This is a genomic window from Mycobacterium sp. GA-1285 (genome assembly GCF_001499905.1).
Taxonomy (GTDB): Bacteria; Actinomycetota; Actinomycetes; order Mycobacteriales; family Mycobacteriaceae; genus Mycobacterium.
This window is the reverse complement of record NZ_LQIS01000007.1, coordinates 1-17,296: the sequence shown is the minus strand read 5'-3', so window position 1 is coordinate 17,296 and position 17,296 is coordinate 1. Positions and strand designations below refer to the sequence as shown.

Annotated in this window: 19 protein-coding genes; 8 read left to right on the top strand and 11 right to left on the bottom strand. The window is 65.5% G+C overall.

The features are described 5' to 3' along the window. Window positions 1-52: 52 nt before the first annotated feature. On the bottom strand, window positions 53-457 hold the full coding sequence (locus AU193_RS05660) for a hypothetical protein (protein ID WP_064421385.1): 405 nt from the start codon (window positions 455-457) through the stop codon (window positions 53-55). Window positions 458-629: 172 nt separating this feature from the next. Then, window positions 630-1,538, bottom strand: coding sequence for an IclR family transcriptional regulator (locus tag AU193_RS05655; RefSeq protein ID WP_064421384.1), 909 nt, complete (start codon window positions 1,536-1,538; stop codon window positions 630-632). 85 nt (window positions 1,539-1,623) lie between these two features. On the opposite strand from AU193_RS05655, the gene AU193_RS05650 reads away from it, so the two are divergent. The 3 genes from AU193_RS05650 to AU193_RS05640 are packed head-to-tail and all read left to right on the top strand — an operon-like array spanning window position 1,624 to window position 4,675. Continuing rightward, window positions 1,624-2,751: a hypothetical protein gene (locus tag AU193_RS05650; RefSeq protein WP_064421383.1), complete on the top strand. Its 1,128-nt coding sequence runs from the start codon at window positions 1,624-1,626 to the stop codon at window positions 2,749-2,751. A 2-nt stretch (window positions 2,752-2,753) separates the two neighbouring features. Beyond that, window positions 2,754-3,536 carry an SDR family oxidoreductase gene (locus AU193_RS05645; protein WP_064421382.1) on the top strand — a complete coding sequence of 261 codons (783 nt, stop codon included), beginning with the start codon at window positions 2,754-2,756 and terminating at the stop codon, window positions 3,534-3,536. Then, window positions 3,533-4,675, top strand: a complete 1,143-nt coding sequence (locus tag AU193_RS05640) for a sulfotransferase (protein ID WP_064421381.1) — start codon at window positions 3,533-3,535, stop codon at window positions 4,673-4,675. The genes AU193_RS05645 and AU193_RS05640 overlap by 4 nt, the downstream gene beginning before the upstream one ends. A 13-nt stretch (window positions 4,676-4,688) precedes the next feature. On the opposite strand, the gene AU193_RS05635 is transcribed toward AU193_RS05640, so the two are convergent. The 3 genes from AU193_RS05635 to AU193_RS05625 all read right to left on the bottom strand — a co-directional run bounded on the left by AU193_RS05635 (window position 4,689) and on the right by AU193_RS05625 (window position 7,097). After that, complete coding sequence (locus AU193_RS05635; RefSeq protein WP_371259146.1) at window positions 4,689-5,273, bottom strand: sensor domain-containing protein; 585 nt, start codon at window positions 5,271-5,273, stop codon at window positions 4,689-4,691. A 109-nt stretch (window positions 5,274-5,382) separates the two neighbouring features. Continuing rightward, window positions 5,383-5,793 (bottom strand): hypothetical protein, encoded by a 411-nt coding sequence (locus AU193_RS05630; protein WP_064421479.1) that lies wholly within the window; start codon window positions 5,791-5,793, stop codon window positions 5,383-5,385. Between the two features lie 137 nt (window positions 5,794-5,930). Continuing rightward, window positions 5,931-7,097 carry a Rieske 2Fe-2S domain-containing protein gene (locus AU193_RS05625; protein WP_064421379.1) on the bottom strand — a complete coding sequence of 389 codons (1,167 nt, stop codon included), beginning with the start codon at window positions 7,095-7,097 and terminating at the stop codon, window positions 5,931-5,933. A gap of 130 nt (window positions 7,098-7,227) precedes the next feature. Here AU193_RS05625 and AU193_RS05620 point away from each other — a divergent pair, with 130 nt between their 5' ends. Beyond that, window positions 7,228-7,758 (top strand): gamma carbonic anhydrase family protein, encoded by a 531-nt coding sequence (locus AU193_RS05620; protein WP_064421378.1) that lies wholly within the window; start codon window positions 7,228-7,230, stop codon window positions 7,756-7,758. Between the two features lie 10 nt (window positions 7,759-7,768). Here AU193_RS05620 and AU193_RS05615 read toward each other — a convergent pair whose 3' ends face one another. Then, window positions 7,769-8,428, bottom strand: a complete 660-nt coding sequence (locus AU193_RS05615) for a hypothetical protein (protein ID WP_156425135.1) — start codon at window positions 8,426-8,428, stop codon at window positions 7,769-7,771. Window positions 8,429-8,534: 106 nt separating this feature from the next. Here AU193_RS05615 and AU193_RS05610 point away from each other — a divergent pair, with 106 nt between their 5' ends. Then, complete coding sequence (locus AU193_RS05610; protein ID WP_064421377.1) at window positions 8,535-9,521, top strand: MOSC domain-containing protein; 987 nt, start codon at window positions 8,535-8,537, stop codon at window positions 9,519-9,521. On the opposite strand, the gene AU193_RS05605 is transcribed toward AU193_RS05610, so the two are convergent. The 5 genes from AU193_RS05605 to AU193_RS05585 are packed head-to-tail and all read right to left on the bottom strand — an operon-like array spanning window position 9,518 to window position 14,103. After that, entirely contained in the window at window positions 9,518-9,934 is a 417-nt protein-coding gene (locus AU193_RS05605; RefSeq protein ID WP_064421376.1) for a nuclear transport factor 2 family protein, read from the bottom strand. The two genes, AU193_RS05610 and AU193_RS05605, sit on opposite strands and share 4 nt — an antisense overlap. A 6-nt stretch (window positions 9,935-9,940) precedes the next feature. After that, window positions 9,941-10,819 (bottom strand): TIGR03619 family F420-dependent LLM class oxidoreductase, encoded by an 879-nt coding sequence (locus AU193_RS05600; protein WP_064421477.1) that lies wholly within the window; start codon window positions 10,817-10,819, stop codon window positions 9,941-9,943. A 5-nt stretch (window positions 10,820-10,824) separates the two neighbouring features. Continuing rightward, window positions 10,825-12,003, bottom strand: coding sequence for a thiolase domain-containing protein (locus AU193_RS05595; RefSeq protein WP_064421375.1), 1,179 nt, complete (start codon window positions 12,001-12,003; stop codon window positions 10,825-10,827). Further along, a complete protein-coding gene (locus AU193_RS05590; protein ID WP_064421374.1) occupies window positions 12,003-13,088 on the bottom strand; it encodes a thiolase domain-containing protein in 1,086 nt (361 codons plus the stop codon). Before AU193_RS05590 ends, AU193_RS05595 begins: the two co-directional genes overlap by 1 nt. 10 nt (window positions 13,089-13,098) lie before the next feature. Then, entirely contained in the window at window positions 13,099-14,103 is a 1,005-nt protein-coding gene (locus tag AU193_RS05585; RefSeq protein WP_064421373.1) for a Zn-ribbon domain-containing OB-fold protein, read from the bottom strand. 58 nt (window positions 14,104-14,161) lie between these two features. On the opposite strand from AU193_RS05585, the gene AU193_RS05580 reads away from it, so the two are divergent. The 3 genes from AU193_RS05580 (at window position 14,162) to AU193_RS05570 (ending at window position 17,180) form a co-directional block, all read left to right on the top strand. After that, window positions 14,162-15,202 carry an LLM class F420-dependent oxidoreductase gene (locus tag AU193_RS05580; RefSeq protein WP_064421372.1) on the top strand — a complete coding sequence of 347 codons (1,041 nt, stop codon included), beginning with the start codon at window positions 14,162-14,164 and terminating at the stop codon, window positions 15,200-15,202. Between the two features lie 77 nt (window positions 15,203-15,279). Then, on the top strand, window positions 15,280-15,984 hold the full coding sequence (locus AU193_RS05575; RefSeq protein ID WP_064421371.1) for an acetoacetate decarboxylase family protein: 705 nt from the start codon (window positions 15,280-15,282) through the stop codon (window positions 15,982-15,984). Window positions 15,985-15,986: 2 nt separating this feature from the next. After that, on the top strand, window positions 15,987-17,180 hold the full coding sequence (locus tag AU193_RS05570) for a cytochrome P450 (protein WP_064421370.1): 1,194 nt from the start codon (window positions 15,987-15,989) through the stop codon (window positions 17,178-17,180). Window positions 17,181-17,296: the final 116 nt, after the last annotated feature.

The window sequence follows — 17,296 nt, the reverse complement described above, 5'->3', positions numbered from 1 at the left end:
GAACGGCCGCCCTGCCGTTTGGCAGGGCGGCCGCTGTGTGGAGGCTGTGACGTCACCGGAAGGCGACGAATTCGCCGTCCGCCAAGAACACACCGAATGCGTTCGCCTCAGCGTTCCATTCCACCTTCAGCGGGGTGGTCAGGTCCGGGAAGTCCGGACGCAACTCGACGGGCGGGAGCCAGACATCGGGGATGCCAAGCCGGGCACGGTCATCCCAGTGACCCGGGGGAACCCCGTAGAACTGGCTCGTCGGGTCCTTCTTGACCTGCCCGGGCGGGCCGAACGGGTTGTGTCCCGGAGGATCGCCCGGTGCCCAATGCGACGGATTCGGCGGACCGGGGATGTGCGGCCACTTCGGACCCGGGTCGGCTTGCGCGAAGCCACTGCCCAGACCGAATGCCGCAAATCCCAGCGCCCCGGCCATCGCCGTGCTTGCTGCAAGTTTCTTGATCTCCACGTTGAACTCCTTGTTCGTGATGGCGCCGATAGAGCGACGTCACATCGACTTGTTGTTCACAACCGCCCCGTCCGATACTGACGTTGCGGCTTGAAGACCCCCTGACGCGAGTTCGATTACCCCTGGACCGCGGGGGCAAAACCTGCCGATCCAGAAATTACTGTTTGCTGGGCTAAGCGCTGTCGTGAGGTTTCGCGCCGCCCAGCTGGTCGGTCACCGCGTCAGCGGTCGACACCAATGCCCGGGCCCGTTCGGTGATCTCGTTGTCCGTCAACGCCCTTCCGACGTGCATCGAGGCCACCATGATCTGTCGCTGGTAGTGGTCGTACACCGGGGCCGAGATCACGCTGATGTCGTGATGTTTGCGGTGGTCGTTGTCCACGCGGAGATAGACCCGCTCACCGATGTCGGACACCAATTCCCCGAGTAGCGCGCGCAACTCGTCGGGCAATTGCGTCGGCATGCCGGCCATCAACGAATAGAGGCGCCGACCGCCGGGCGTCAGCCGCTCGACCAGGTAACCGTCCGCACGGCATTCTGCGATCACCCGGTTCAGCCGTTCGGTGTCGGTGCGCAGCGGCAGCGACGGCTCCTTGGCCAGCCAGTCGCGTTCCGCCTCGTCATCCCACAGCACGAACATCAGCCCGACCGGCGGTGCGAACGGATAGCTCTGCCCGACCTCGACGCCGGCCCGCACGCCTGGCGGGGCCACGAGGTCGAGCACCGTGATGCGGTCGTCGACCACCGCCGACAGCGCTGCGGTGACGGCGAAGCGGGCCGACAGCCGGCGCAGTTCCTCTCGAGCCGCGGGGCTCACCCGCAACGCCTCTTGGGCCCGGTGCCCGAGCGTGATCAGCGACGGGCCCAGCCGATAAGTCTTGTCGGTCGGATCGCGGACCAGATATCCCGCGTCGGCGAGTGTACCGACCAACCCGAGGCAGGTCGGCTTGCTCAAGCCGGTGCGCCGCGCCAACTCCGAGACGCCGAAGCGCTGGTCGGGGCGGGCGGCGAGGAAATCCAGGATTCGCACGACGCGCTCGGTCGGCGGCGATGCGCGCCGGGTGGTCTCGGGGTAACTCACGTGCGTAGGCTACTGCCGGTTCCATATTTGGACCATGCCGGTCGATATGTTGACTCCCGCTAGAACGCGTTCTAGTTTCAGCAGGGTGTATTCCCAGCCGCTGATCGATGCGATCGCCGAAGCCGAGCACCTCGTCGCCACCGCACCCTTCATTGAGTCCGAGGCGGACCTGATCGAGGGTCTGCAGTACCTCGCGGGATGCGTCGCGGCCTGCACGCACCTGGCATTCGATTACGACCGCGACCATCCGTTCATGCAGTCCGGAACCGGGCCGTTCACGAAGATGGGCCTCGACAATCCCGACGCCCTGTATTTCGGCACCCGCGTGCAGCCGGGCCACGAGTATGTCGTCACCGGCAAACGAGGCACGACGACCGACTTGGCCTTCCAGCTGCTCGGCGGGGAGTACACCGACGACAACGTGCCGCCGAGTCAGGCCGCGTTCGACGACCGAGAACTCGACGTCGCCGAGGACGGCACGTACGAATGGCGGTTCACTCCGAACAGCCCGTCGCAACTGGTGGTCCGCGAGGTCTACAACGACTGGTCGGCACAGCGCGGCTACATCAGCATCGCGCGCACCGACACCGCGGGCACCGCGCCACCGCCGCTGACCAAGGAGCTCATCGAGAAGCGATATGCGGTGGCCGGTAAGCAACTGGTCCAGCGGGTCAAGACGTGGCTGCAGTTCCCGCAGTGGTTCTACAACACCCTGCCGGTCAACACGATGGTGGCGCCGCGACTAACCCCGGGCGGCCTGGCCACGCAGTACTCGTCGGTCGGTCACTTCGACCTGGCAACGGACCAGGCGATGATCATCACATTGCCGGTCAGCGACGCACCCTATCTCGGATTCCAGCTCGGCAGCCTGTGGTACATCTCGCTGGACTACATCAACCACCAGACCTCGCTGAACGGCACTCAGGCGCAAGCCGATCCGGACGACAAGATTCGCATCGTCGTCTCCGATGCCAACCCCGGCGTCACGAACTGGTGCGAAACGCTGGGCCATCGAAAGGGATATCTGCAGTTCCGATGGCAGCGATTGTCTCGTGCGCTGACCGAGGCCGACGGCCCGACGGTCGAGGTCATCGACGTGGACAAGGTCGGCGACGCGCTGCCGTACTACGACACCAACAAGATCTCCGAAGACGATTGGCGCGCGAGGATCGCCTTGCGGCAACAGCAGATTCAGAGCAGGATGGTGGGCTGATCATGGCCGGGATGCTCGATGGGAAGGTCGTCGTCATCAGCGGCGTGGGCCCCGGGCTGGGCACCACGCTTGCGCGCCGGTGCGCCCAGGAGGGTGCCGACCTGGTGCTGGCGGCCCGCACCGTGGAACGTCTGGAGGATGTCGCCAAGCAGGTCACCGATCTGGGCAGGCGCGCGCTGTCGGTGGGCACGGACATCACCGACGAGGCCCAGGTGAACAACCTGGTCGACGAGACGATGACGGCGTTCGGCAAGGTCGACGTGCTCATCAACAACGCGTTTCGGGTGCCGTCGATGAAACCGTTGGCCAACACCACTTTTGAGCACATGCGCGATGCGATCGAGTTGACCGTCTTTGGCGCTCTGCGACTGATTCAGGGGTTCTCGCCGGCGCTGGCGGAGGCCAATGGATCGGTCGTCAACGTGAACTCCATGGTGGTGCGTCACTCGCAGGCAAAGTACGGCGCCTACAAGATGGCGAAGTCGGCGCTGCTGGCGATGTCACAGTCGTTGGCGACCGAACTCGGTGAACAGGGCATCCGCGTGAATTCGGTACTGCCCGGCTACATCTGGGGCGGCACGCTGGAAAGCTACTTCAACCACCAGGCCGGTAAGTACGGCACCACCGTCGACGAGATCTACGAGGCGACCGCCGCCGCATCCGATCTCAAACGACTTCCCACCGAGGACGAGGTGGCCTCGGCGATCCTGTTCATGGCCAGCGACCTGTCGAGCGGAATCACCGGCCAGGCACTGGATGTCAACTGTGGGGAGTACAAGGCGTGACGCGCACCGACGTCGGTACGGTCGAGGATCTGCACGCCTCGGCCACCAAGGCCTGTGGACTCGACGACTTCGGAAGCGACGACGACAACTACCTCGAAGCCCTGGGGGTGCTGCTCGAGTCCTACCGCCGCGACGCGGATCTCACCGAGTTCGGCAGCAAGATGCAACGGTTCTTCGTGCGCAACGCGCTGGTCGCCCGACTGGTGTCCGAAGCGGCGTGGAAGCAGCACCCGCAACACGCCGACGTCGCGATCGAGAAGCCGATCTTCGTCACGGGTCTGCCCCGCACCGGCACCACCGCCGTCCATCGGCTCCTGGCCGCCGACCCACGCCACCAGGGCCTGGAGCTGTGGCTCGCCGAATTCCCCCAGCCCCGACCACCGCGCGAAACCTGGTCTGAGAACCCCGTTTTCGCCCAACTCGACGCCCAGTTCCGCAAGGCGCACGCGGAGAACCCGGATTACACCGGGCTGCACTACATGACGGCCGACGAGGTCGAGGAATGCTGGCAGCTGCTCCGGCAGTCGCTGCATTCGGTCTCCTACGAGACGCTGGCCCACATCCCGACGTATTCCCAGTGGCTGGCCCGACAGGACTGGACGAAGCCCTATCAGCGGCACCGCAGGAACCTCCAGTTGATCGGGCTCAACGAACCCGAGAAGCGGTGGGTGCTGAAGAACCCGAGCCACCTGTTCGCGCTCGGCGCGCTGTTCAAGACGTATCCGGACGCGTTGGTCATCCAGTGTCACCGGCCGCCGGAGACGATCATGGCGTCGATGTGCTCGCTGGCCCAGCACACCACCGAGGGCTGGTCGAACACCTTCGTCGGGGAGACGATCGGGCGCGACTCGTTGGAGACCTGGTCACGCGGACTTGAACTGTTCAATGCCGAACGGGCCCAACATGACTCGGCCCAGTTCTACGATCTCGACTACTTCAAGCTGATCAAGGATCCCATCGGCGCCGTTGCCGACATCTACCGTGCGTTCGGGATCGAGTTCACCGATCCCGCGCGTGAGGCGATGACCGCGACACACGAGGAGAGCAAGAAGGGCCCGCGGGCGCCCAAACACACCTACTCGCTGGCCGATTACGGCCTGACCCCCGACGAGGTCAAGGAGCGCTTCGAGGGGCTCTGAGTTGGTATCCGGCTCAGGCGGTCGTGTTCGCCAGCGCTTGGATTCGTCCGAGCGCGTCCTCGGCCAGTGAACGCACGTCGTAGCCGTTGGCGGGTCCGCATGTCGAGATCTCGATGGCGGCGTTGTACGCGGCGACCAGCGCGCTGTCGCATGCCCAGTCCTCACCCTTGAACGACCACAGCAGGATCTCGCGTGAACCGGAATCGACCGCCGGCAGGAGCTCGAAGCCATACTCGCGTTCGGCCATGCTGGTAACCCGAAACGGTGTCCCGCGACAGGAGTCGATCGTGTGCTCGGCCTGTGCCAGTGCATCTTTCGCGTCGAAATCTGAGCGGTACACACCGACCATCTCCTCGACGTACACGTCGAGGCCGCCATGGAGCGTCGTCCAGTGCCCGCCGTCGTATGCCGCGGGATCGTGGTCGACGATGAACGGCGGGTCCACCTCCCGCGCCACTCCCGCGCAGTCGTCGGGGTCGACGGTCACGAACAGGTTGCCGTCGCCCTTCGTGACGTCGGGGCTCAGCAGGTCGCCGATCTGTCCGGCGGGGATCGGGGCGACCGGCGGTTCGGCCGTCGGCTGCGGGTTGTCAATCACCCGCGTGCAGGATGCAGCACTCAGTGCGAACAGACAGATAAGCACCCGAAAACGCCGCATTCAGCCGACTTTACGACTTCTCGCCACCCAACGGCGAGCCGTGAAGGCTCTAGCCGTCGCCCGGGGACGGAACCGGCGAGACCTCTTCCAGGCATCCTTCGGCCACGGCGTGCTTGATGCTGTCGGCCAGGCGGGGACAGGACTTTTCGCGGGCAGGGTCGCCGCCGGACTGCCGGATCTCGGTGAAGTACGCACAGCGTTTCGTTGCCTCGGTGTTCCACTGCACCGATGTGTGCGCAGGCCCCAGCTTCTTGACGTCGACCGAGACGTGGCAGAAGCGGCAGTCGACGGACACCAGGCCCGACCTCAGATACCGTTCACGATCCCGCTGAGTGGCCTCCCGCAGCGCCGCCGCGCGTTCGCCACCGAAAGAGGGTGCCTTCGAGGTGACCGGAACGGAGCCGTGGCTGTGCCCATGGTCATGGTGGTCGTCGTCATGCGCGCCGTGCAGCAGCAACATCGCCCGGGCCAACCGGTCGACAATTTGGCCGGAGTCGGCGGGGCCGACAATTTGGCCGGAGTCGGCGGGGCCGACAATTTGGCCGGAGTCGGCGGGGCCGACAATCTGGCCGGAGTCGGGGGCTTCCTCGCGCGGGCTCATGACGAGTGCTGCTCGGCTCTTTCCTTCTGGTCCTTCTCTTCTGCCTGACGCCTGAGGTTCTCCTCGACCTCCACATGCCACTTCTCGTTGGCGGCCGTGGTGTCCACCTCGATCTCGAAGCGGTCGGTCATGTCCGGGGTGACGTCGGCGACGTCGACGTAGAACTGCTGGTACCACCGCCGCATCTGGTACACCGCACCGTCCTCCTCGACGAGTAGCGGATTGTCGATGCGGGTCTTGTGTTTCCAGATCTCCACGTCCTGAAGGAAGCCCTTGCTGACACCCTCGGTGAACGTGTTGGCCAGCTTCTCGGTCATCTTCTCGTCCAGGCCCTTCGGCTTCTCGACGATGACACCCCACTGCAGCATGAACGAGTTCTGCGTGACCGGGTAGTGGCAGTTGATCAGGATCGACTCGGCCTTGTAACCGCCGTAGTTGTTGTGCAGCCAGTTGATCATGAACGACGGGCCGAAATACGATGCCTCCGAATCCAGGTGCGCCTCACCGTAGGTGGTGCCCATGTCGTTGATATCGGGCCGACCCACGTTGTGCAGATACTGCGACGCGATGTGGCCTTCGAAGACGTTCTTGAAGTACGTCGGCAGGCCGTAGTGGATGTAGAAGAAGTGCGCCATGTCGGTGACGTTGTCGATGATCTCCCGGCAGTTGGCGTTCTCGATCAGGATCGAGTTCCACTTCCAGTCGGTCCACTCGTCGCTCTCGAACTCCGGAATGTCGGGGATCCGGACCTCGGGCTGCGGCGGATTGCCCTCGTGGTCGTGCCACACGAACAGCAGCCCGCCGCGAACGTCGGTCTCCCAGGCGCGGGTGCGCGCCAACCTCGGTGTGCGCTTGGCGTAGGGCACCAGCTTGCACTTGCCGTCACCACCCCAACGCCAGTCGTGGAACGGGCATGCCACCTCGTCGCCCTTGATCGTGCCCTGGGCGAGGTTGCCGCCCATGTGGCGGCAGTAGCCATCAAGAACTTTGAGCGCACCTTCCGAATCCGCGAAGACGACCAGCATGGTGCCGAAGATCTCGATGCCGTGCGGCTTACCGTCCAGGTAGTTCTTCACCGGTCCGAGGCAATGCCAGCCCCGGGCGTACCGGTCGGGCAGGGCGCCGGTGTCGATCTCACGAATTCCCGCGCTGTGGGTAGTCACGGTGGGCCTCCCGGTTCTGTGTCTCTAACTAGAACACGTTACAGTTTTTCCCGCTCCACACGCAATCTATGCAGGTAATCCGCCTCCCGTGAAGCGCTCATTGCGCGCCAACTAGGGGTATAACCAAACGATGCCGTTGTACTCCTTCGAGGGGCGCGAACCGACGATCGATCGGGGCGCGTTCATCGCGCCGACTGCCACTGTGGTGGGTGACGTGCACGTCGAGGCGGGTGCGTCGGTGTGGTTCAACGCGGTGCTGCGGGCCGACTTCGCGCCGATCGTGGTCCGCGAGGGCGCCAACGTACAGGATTGTTGCGTCCTGCACGCCCCGCCCGGCATCCCGGTGGACGTCGGGCCCGGTGCCACGGTCGCCCACGCGTGCGTCGTGCACGGCGCCCACATCGGGGCGGAGGCGGTCCTTGCCAACCACTGCACCGTCCTCGACGGCGCGGTCATTGGAGCGCGCTCCCTGATCGCGGCGCACTCGCTTGTCATCGGTGGCACGAAGATCCCCGACGAGGTGCTGGTGACCGGCGCGCCCGCGAAGGTGCGCGGTCCGATCGCGGGCACCGGCGCGGAGATGTGGGTGAACACCAACCCCGGCGCGTACCAGGATCTGGCCCGCCGCTACTCGACGGGTTTGCGGCGCGTGGAGGAATGAGGTCGCGGGCTCACTGCGGGTCCGGAAGTCCGGTGCGAAGGGCGATGTCCTGCATCTTGCCGACTTTGATCACGAATTCGTCGGTGGTGGCGTCGCCGAGCGCGCTTTGGAACTCCAGCCGCACCAGCGCCGGCCCATGCGTGAACAGCAGCAGCGTGACGGCCTTGCTGCCGTCGACCGACTGGCCGACGGCGATGGTGCCGTCGGTGCCGACCGGAACCGGTCGCGGTGTCGCGTCGGTGACCACCTGGTCGAGCCGGGGGATGGCCTCGCGCAGTGTTCTGGTCGCGGTTTCGGCGTCCGGGTAGACGACGATCGTGTTGGAGATCGCACGGGTGTCGTCCCGGTTGACGAACAGGGCGCTGGCCCCGGGCAGACCTCCGGGAGCCGGGTTCGTCGACTGGACGGTGAAGGTGTCCTCGTCGTCGCTGAGGTCGGATGCCTCGAGCAGTAGGCGAGCGTAATCCTGCGTCGCTTCGGCGTCCCCGGGCCGGCTGGTCGTGGGAGCGGCCTGCGCTGACGAGCTTGTCGGTGACGCAGATTGGCTGCTTAGGGCGGCGTTCGGGCTGGTGCCGGACGGTTCACACCCGACCGCGGCCGCAACGACCATCACCGCCACTGCGGCGGTCGATATCGAACCGGTGAATCGGCGGATTTCAAACAATTGCATCTGACTTCGTGTCGGTGGCTTCGCTGGTCCCAACACAACGTACTGATCCCGGCGTATTCGCTGGCCGCAGGTCTGCGGCCCGCCAGATGGGGGTAGCCTGACGGCCATGGTGATCGGCGAGGTTGCCGAACTCTGGCGCTACCCGGTGAAGTCGCTGGGCGGCGAACGCGTCGAACACGTCGGCGTCGGACCGCGCGGAGTGTTCGGCGACCGGCTCTGGGCCGTTCGAGACCTGGAACGCGACGTGACCGCCTCGGCGCGCCGCATCCCCGCGCTGCTGACCGCTACGGCCCGTTATGCGGGACCGCTGCCGCCGGATGCGGGTCCGGGCAATGTGCCTGAGGTCGTCATCACCTTCCCGGAGGGAAGTGAGTTCTCCAGCAGCGACGAAGCGGTGAACGCGAAGCTGTCGGAGTTGGCCGGGCGTGAAATGCACCTGACCGCACTGCCGCCAGTCGAAGACACCAGCCTTCACCGGTTGAGCAAGCACGAACGCGACAACGCATCGATCGCATCGCTGCGCGCCGATTTCGGAATCGATCAGGGTGAGAGGTTGCCCGATGTCTCGATGTTCCGGATCGCCGACCTCGCGACCTTCGCCCGTTACTCGACGCCGCCGGGCATGTTCGTCGACCTGGCGCCGGTCCATGTGCTGAGCACGACGAGTCTTTCGACAATCGGTGCCGAGGTCGACGGTGACCCGCTGGACGTACGCCGATTCCGGCCGAATGTGCTTGTCGCGCTTGAGGACTCGTTCGACGGGCTGCCCGAACGGCAGTGGACCGGCGGGCACCTCACCGTCGGCGGCGCGGTGCTCGAGGTGACGATGCCAACGATCCGCTGCGTCGTCCCGAGTCGCGCGCAACCGGGCCTCGAGGTCGACCGCCGCATCACCAAAGCCGTCGCCGGGCGAGCGCAGCGGTGCCTGGGCAGCTACTGCTGGGTGGACGCCGCGGGCGCCGTGCGCGTAGGCGACGCGGTCGACCTTCGCGCGCCGGGAACCCCCAAACGCGTCCTCACCGACGCGGCCAGGCGTGCGAAACGACTCACCTTGAGTCTGGCCGCGTCAGCCGCGGATCGGTTCGGCCGCTAAATCTTGCGGGCGCTGGCGGTAGCGCGGTCCAGTTCCCAATATGCGCGCAACGCCACCAGCTTGCCGTTGTCGTCGACGCGGTAGGTGAACACACCCTCGGCCGTCACCTCGTAGCCGGCGGACCGGATCACGATCGACCCGACATTGGCTTCCTCGTTGCCGCACTGATACGTCTTCTCGAAGTTGAACTGCAGCTCACTGGGCGCGATCGCCTTGTCGTAGAACTTCGCGATCGCTTCCTTGCCGCGGTGGCCTTTGCCCTCAGGGTCGAAGTGCGACGGTCCGATCGGATCCTCGACGATGGCGTCGTCAGCGAAGTTGTCCAGCCACGCCTGCCTGTCATGCGCGATCGCCGCCTCGCGGGAGCGCTTACCCGCCAGATGAACCAGTGCGTCGGGATTGGTGACGGTCATCGGAAATCAGTCCTGCCAGCCCGAATGGATGTAGGTGTCGGCGAAGCGCTTCATCGAGTCGAGCTTCGCCTGCAGCGGTGCGTCGAAGCCCAGCCCCTCGAAAACCCATGGCATCACGATGTTGTCGGTGACACCGGACTCGGCGAGTTCGCGATGGCCGTCGACGCCGAACTTGTCGATGCACACGGCCTGGAACTCGAACGGGTCGTCGGCTCTGTCGTGTTCGGCAAGGAGTGACTTCAGCTTGGCGATCGTCTCGGCCAACTGCTCACCGGTCATCATCGCGCTGGTCCACCCGTCACCGACGCGCGCCGCACGCTTGAGTGCGACGTCGGTGTGGCCGCCGACGTAGAACGGCACCGGTTCGGTGGGCGCAGGGCTCATCTGCAGCCTGTCGAAGTCGTAGAACTCACCGTGGAACTCGACCATGCCGCCGGCCAGCACGAGCCTGATCACCTCGATCATCTCGTCGACCCGCTTGCCGCGTCGGGCATACGGCTGGCCGCACCACTCGAATTCCTCGGGCGCCCAGCCGATCCCGACACCGAAGCCGAACCGGTTGTTGGTCAGGTTGGCCACGGACCCGACCTGGCGCGCGAGCAGGAGCGGATTGCGCGAGCCCAACTTCATCACGTTGGTGTAAAAGCGCAGCGTCGACGTCACCGCACCCATCGCAGCGGCCGCGATCAGCGGGTCCACCCAGGGGGTGTTCTCGTCCCACATTCGGGAACCGTCCGGGGTGTACGGGTAGTCCGCCGACTGCTTCTCCATGTAGAAGATGGAGTCGGGCAACGCGATCGACGTGAAGCCGACTTCCTCGGCCGTTCTGGCGATGTCGACCAGGTGGTCGATCTGACACATCGGCACCGCGCAGGTGTATTTCATCACGGTCACCGCTTGCCGGGCTTGTCGCTCGCGACCACCCACATCGAGTAGTACTGCGACCCACCGCCATACGCGTGGCCCAAAGCCTTGCGGGCATTCGGCACCTGGTGCTCACCGGCCTTGCCCATCACCTGGATCGCGGCCTCGGCGAAGCGGATCAAGCCAGACGCGCCGATGGGATTGCTCGACAGCACGCCACCCGACGGGTTCAGCGGAATGCGCCCGCCGATCGCCGTCTCACCGGCCTCGGTCAGCTTCCAGCCCTCGCCCTCGGGCGCGAACCCGAGGTTCTCCAACCACATCGGCTCGAACCATGAGAAGGGCACGTAGATCTCGGCGGCGTCGATCTCGTCGATCGGGCTCTTGATGCCGGCCGCCTTCCACAACGCCGCGGCGGCGTCGCGGCCCGCCTGTGGGTTGACCTGGTCGCGGCCTGCGTACGCCAACGGTTCGGTGCGCAACGCGGTGGCGTGGATCCAGGCGACCGGATTGCCTTCCTGGACATGGCGATCGGCGATCTCCTCGTTTCCGATCACCAGCGCGCAGGCGCCGTCGGACGACGGGCAGGTCTCGTCGAACCGAATGGGATCCCACAGCATCTGGGAAGACATCACCTTCTCCAGAGTGATGTCGGGCTGGTGCAAGTGTGCCAACGGGTTCTTCGCGCCGTTGAGCCGGTCTTTGACCGCCACCATCGCGCCGATGTGGTTCGGCGCCCCGGAACGACGGATGTAGGCGCGCACGTGCGGGGCGAAGTAGCCGCCCGCCCCGGCGCCGACCGGCTTGGTAAACGGTACCGGAATGCTCAACGCCCACATGGCGTTCGACTCCGACTGTTTCTCCCAGGCCATCGCCAGCACGCGACGGTACTTGCCCGACTGCACCAGCGACGCGGCCACCACACCGGTGGACCCACCGACCGAGCCCGCGGTGTGCACCCGGATCAGCGGCTTGTTGGTGGCACCGACGGCATCGGCCATGAACAACTCAGGCATCATCACGCCCTCGAAGAAGTCCGGTGCCTTGCCGACCACCACGGCGTCGATGTCGTCCATCGTCGAACCCGAATCGGCCAGGGCCCTGTCGATGGCCTCTCGCACCAGGCCGTTCATCGACACGTCCTGACGCTTGGCGACGTACTTCGTCTGCCCGGTGCCCAGCACCGCAGCGAGATTCTTCGACATCAGGCGTGTCCTTCCAGAACGGCCACCAGATTCTGTTGCAGCGCAGGGCCACTCGTGGCGTGGGCAAGCACTCGCTGCGCGTTGCCCTCGAAGATGTGCTGGGCGGCGAAACCGATCCGCTCCAGGCCGGCGGAGAACATCGGGTTGGCCGCCAGCGTGCCGCCCGACGGGTTGATCTTCGTCGCGTCACCAAGCCCGATGGCCTCCTTGAGGATCAGGTGCTGGTGGGTGAACGGCGCATAGATCTCGGCGACATCGATGGAACCCGCGTCACCCCCCGTCGCCGCCTGCGCGGAGGCGGACGTCGACGGCGAGGTGGTCAGATCGCGTGCGCCGAGCACCGGTGTCTCGACCCGGTGCTCGATACCGGTGATCCACGCCGGGTTCTCGCGCAATTCGCGCGCCCGCTCGCCCGCCGCCAGCACGATCGCCGACGCGCCGTCGGTGATGGGCGCGATGTCGTGGCGCCGCAGGGGATCCGCGAAGTAGGGACGCGACAGCAGCTCGGAGATCGCCTTCGCCTCGTCTGAGGCAGTAGGAGCTTTCTCGCTGTCGGTGCGCTGCGCAACTGCCATCGAGTCCAGCGCGACCTGAGCCATGTCCTCGGCGGTCCACTTGCCGGCGTCGAGTCCGAAACGGGCCTGCAGACCCGCCATCGACACGGCGTCCGGCCACAGCGGGGCGACGGTGTAGGGGTCGGTCTGCAGCGCCAGCACGCGGCGCAGGATGCCGGCGCTGGACTTGCCGAAGCCGTATACCAGCGCGGTGTCGACCTCGCCGGTCAGCAACTTGATGTAGGCCTCGTAGAGGGCCCAGGCCGCGTCCATTTCGACGTGCGACTCGTTGATGGGCGGCACCGCACCGATCGAGTCGATCGCAGATATGAACGAGAACGCCCGGCCCGCAAGGTAATCCGACGATCCGGAGCACCAGAACCCGATATCGGTCTGCTGCAGCCCGAGCTCGTCGTAGAGCCGGTGAAAGCAGGGCATCAGCATCTCGACGCCGTTGGTGGTTCCGTCGGTGCGGCGCACATGTGGTGCGTGCGCGAAGCCGACGACTGCTACATCTCTTGAATCGGTCACGTCCAGCCCTTTACAGGTGGTGCTTGTAGGTGTCGTACTCGGCGTCGGGCTCACCCGTCGGCCGGAAGTGGTCGATGTTGTCGATGCCCAGGCCCCATTGCTCGCGAGGCTTCCACACCGCCTCGACGCGCAAGCCCATCCGTACCTCGGAGACGTCGATCTCGGTCACCAGATGCAGAAACGGGATGTCGGCGCCGTCGAGCAGAACGTAGGCGGCGACGTAGGGCGGTTTGATGCGCTGCCCGGCGAACGGGATGTTGATGACGGCGAACGTCGTAACCGTGCCCTTGTCCGGCAGCTCGATGAACTCGTCGAGCTCCAGACCGGTTGCGGGGTCGGCCTCCTTCGGCGGGAAGTACACCTTGCCGGGCTTGCCGTCGCGGCCGCGCTTTGTCCGCGCCCCAAGCAGTTTGCCGTCCTCGAGCGCCTTGAGGAACACCGTCTCGGGGAACGACGCGGTGTGCTGGATCTCGATCGCTGACGGGGTCAGCTGAACCGCGATCGGGTCACGGTCGTCCGTCTCGCCCTCGGGTTCGGCGTCCTCACCGAGCGCGAAGTAAGCGATGTCGGTGATTGCGCCGACGGGCTCGTCGACCCAGTGCGCGTGCACCCGCGTTCCGGTGCTGATCGCGTCGGGCGATCCGGCATCGACGGCGTGGAGCAACGGGGTGTCGGCGCCGTCGAGTTTGATCAGCGCCCAGGCGAACGGGCGGTCCAAGGGCTGCATCTCCAGCGGGCTCGGCTGCCAGGTCCACGAGACCACAGTCCCGACGCCGGACACCGGTACGATCTCGGTCAATCGCTCGTATGTGACCGGGTCGAACTCGGCGGGCGGCACGAGTACGCGCCCGTCCGAACCGCGCACTCCGAGGATGCGTCGCTCGCGGAGGGCGGTGAAGAATTGGCCGAGGAGTGGTCCGACTGAACGGGTGTAGTCGAATGAGAGCCGCAGCGGCGCCGAAAGGGGCCGCTGATGGGGATCGATCTGCACCGGGCTGCTGTGGCTGGTGGTCACGGCATCGAGTAGAACAGGTTCTAAGAATGGTTTCAAGACACCGTTATGAGGTCTGCGAATGAAGCTCGGACTGCAACTGGGGTATTGGGGCGCGCAACCGCCGGAGAATCACGCCGAACTGGTCGCCGCCGCCGAGGAGGTCGGCTTTGACACGGTGTTCACCGCGGAAGCCTGGGGCTCGGATGCCTACACGCCGCTGGCCTGGTGGGGCCGCGAGACCAAACGCATGCGGTTGGGAACATCGGTGATCCAACTGTCGGCGCGCACCCCGACCGCGTGCGCGATGGCGGCGCTGACGCTCGACCACCTCTCCGGCGGCAGGCACATTCTCGGGCTCGGGGTGTCCGGGCCGCAGGTCGTCGAGGGTTGGTACGGCCAGCGGTTCCCGAAGCCGCTGGCCCGCACCCGTGAGTACATCGACATCCTGCGCCAGGTGTGGGCGCGCGAGGCGCCGGTGCGCAGCGACGGTCCGCACTATCCGCTGCCGTTGACCGGCGAGGGAACGACGGGTCTGGGCAAGAACCTCAAGCCGATCACGCATCCGCTGCGCGCCGACATCCCGGTCATGCTGGGCGCCGAAGGGCCGAAGAACGTCGCGCTGGCCGCGGAGATCTGCGACGGCTGGTTGCCGATCTTCTACTCGCCGCGCATCGCCGACATGTACAACGAGTGGCTCGACGAGGGTTTCGCCCGGCCCGGCGCGCGCCGCAGCCGCGAGGACTTCGAGATCTGCGCGACGGCGCAGGTGGTCGTCACCGACGACCGCGCCGAGATGATGGAGCTGATGAAGCCGCATCTGGCCCTCTACATCGGCGGGATGGGCGCCGAGGACACCAACTTCCACGCCGACGTCTACCGCCGGATGGGTTATGCGGAAGTGGTCGACGACGTGACGCGGCTGTTCCGCTCTGGCACCAAGGACGGCAAAGAGCGAGCTGCCAAGATCATCCCCGACGAGTTGGTCGACGACTCGGCGATCGTCGGCGACCTCGGGTACGTGCAGGAGCAGATCAAGGCCTGGGAGGCCGCGGGCGTGACGATGATGGTCGTCGGCGCGCGTTCGCCCGAGCAGATTCGGGATCTCGCCGCGCTGGTGTAGCTCCGGCGGCGAGCCGCCCATCGAGCCCGAGTAGACACTTCTTGCTTGTTGTCTACCCGGCGTTCTAGATTGACGCGATGACCTCGCGACACACGATCGCCGGGACCGTGCTCACGATGCCGGTACGGGTTCGCACTGCCACCCAACACACTGCGATGTTCGCCGTCGACGCCGACGCCACGCAGCGGATGATCGACTACAGCGGCCTGCAGGTCTACCGTCCGCTGCCGGGCCGTGCGATCGTGACGCTGATCATGACCCATTTCATCGACAGCGATCTCGGCGCTTACCACGAGTACAGCACCTGTGTGAGCGTGAATCCGCCGGGCTCGAAGCCCGGTCTGCGGTCTCTGCAAACGGCGTTCGTCCACCACATGTTCGTCGACCAGTCCTTCACCTTGGAGGCCGGCCGGACGATCTGGGGCTTCCCGAAGGTCATGGCCGACTACAACATCCGCGATGGCAAGCACTTCGGCTTCGATGCCCGTATCGACGGTCGACTGGTGGTCGGAATGGAATTCTCACCCGGTGTGAGACTTCCGGCGGCGGCGTCGCGGCAGCAAGAGTTGTCGTCGTACTCGTGTCTCGACGGAGTTCGCCGGGAGAGCCGGTTCGAGATGGCGCCAACCGGTGCGCGCGTTCGCCCGGGTGGAGCGCGGGTCTGGCTGGGTGATCACCCACTCGCGAAAGAGCTTGCCACGCTTGGCTTGCCGAAGCGGGCACTGGTTTCGAATTCTTCTGAGAACATTGCGATGACGTTCGGCGACGCCCGGGAGGTTTGACGATGACGCTCACGAAACCCGATGTCGACCTCACCGACGGCGCGTTCTACGCCGGCGACTCGCGCTCGGCCTACAAGTGGATGCGCGAGAACGAACCGGTCTTCCGCGACCGAAACGGATTGGCCGCGGCCGCAACGTATGCCGCCGTCATCGAGGCGGAGCGCAACCCGGAACTCTTCTCCAACGCCGGCGGTATTCGCCCCGACCAACCGGGCGTCGAAATGATGATCGAGATGGACGATCCGCAGCACTTGCTGCGGCGCAAGCTGGTCAACTCAGGCTTCACGCGAAAGCGGGTCAAAGACCTCGAAGGCTCGATCGCGACGTTGTGCGACACCCTGATCGACAATGTGTGTGAGCGTGGTGAATGTGACTTCGTCTGGGACATCGCCGCGCCGCTGCCCATGGCCGTCATCGGCGACATGCTCGGGGTCCGTCCTGCAGAACGCGAGATGTTCCTCAAGTGGTCCGACGACCTCGTCAGCTTCCTGAGCAGCACCGCGGACCCGGAGCAGTTCCAGCTCACGATGGACGCCTTCGCGGCCTACAGCGAATACATGATGGGCATGATCGCGGCCCGTAAGGACGAGCCGACCGACGACCTGGTCAGTGTGCTGGTGCACGCCGAGGTCGAGGGCAGCAAGCTCGAAGACCATCAGATCGTCACCGAGGTGCTGCTGCTGTTGATCGGCGGCGACGAGACCACTCGGCATACGCTGTCCGGCGGCACCCGGCAGTTGCTGTTGCACCCCGACCAGCATCGGCGGCTGGCGAGCGATCTGTCGTTGCTGCCCAACGCGATCGAGGAGATGCTGCGCTGGACGGCGCCGGTGAAGAACATGGCCCGAACGGTCACCGCCGACACCGAGTTCCACGGGACGGCCCTCAAAGAGGGCGAGAAGATGATCCTGCTGTTCGAGTCGGCGAACTTCGACGAGAAGGTGTTCGACGATCCGGAGTCTTTCGACATCGAGCGCTATCCGAACAACCATCTCGCCTTCGGGTTCGGCACCCACTTCTGCCTCGGTAACCAGCTCGCGCGGCTCGAGCTGTCGATCATGCAGACCAAACTGCTGCAGCGGTTGCCCGATCTGCGGCTGGCCTCCGACGACGAATTGCCGTTGCGGCCCGCCAATTTCGTGTCGGGACTGGAGAAGATGCCCGTCGTGTTCATGCCGACCGCGAAAGTGCTCTAGTCCCAGTGCGCCGTTTGTGAAACGAGCGACGGAATCCGACGGCAGATTCATACGGTCAGTGCAACATCTGTTGTGATTGGAGTTGCGCTATGCCGAGTCCGTTCGGAGTTTCGGTT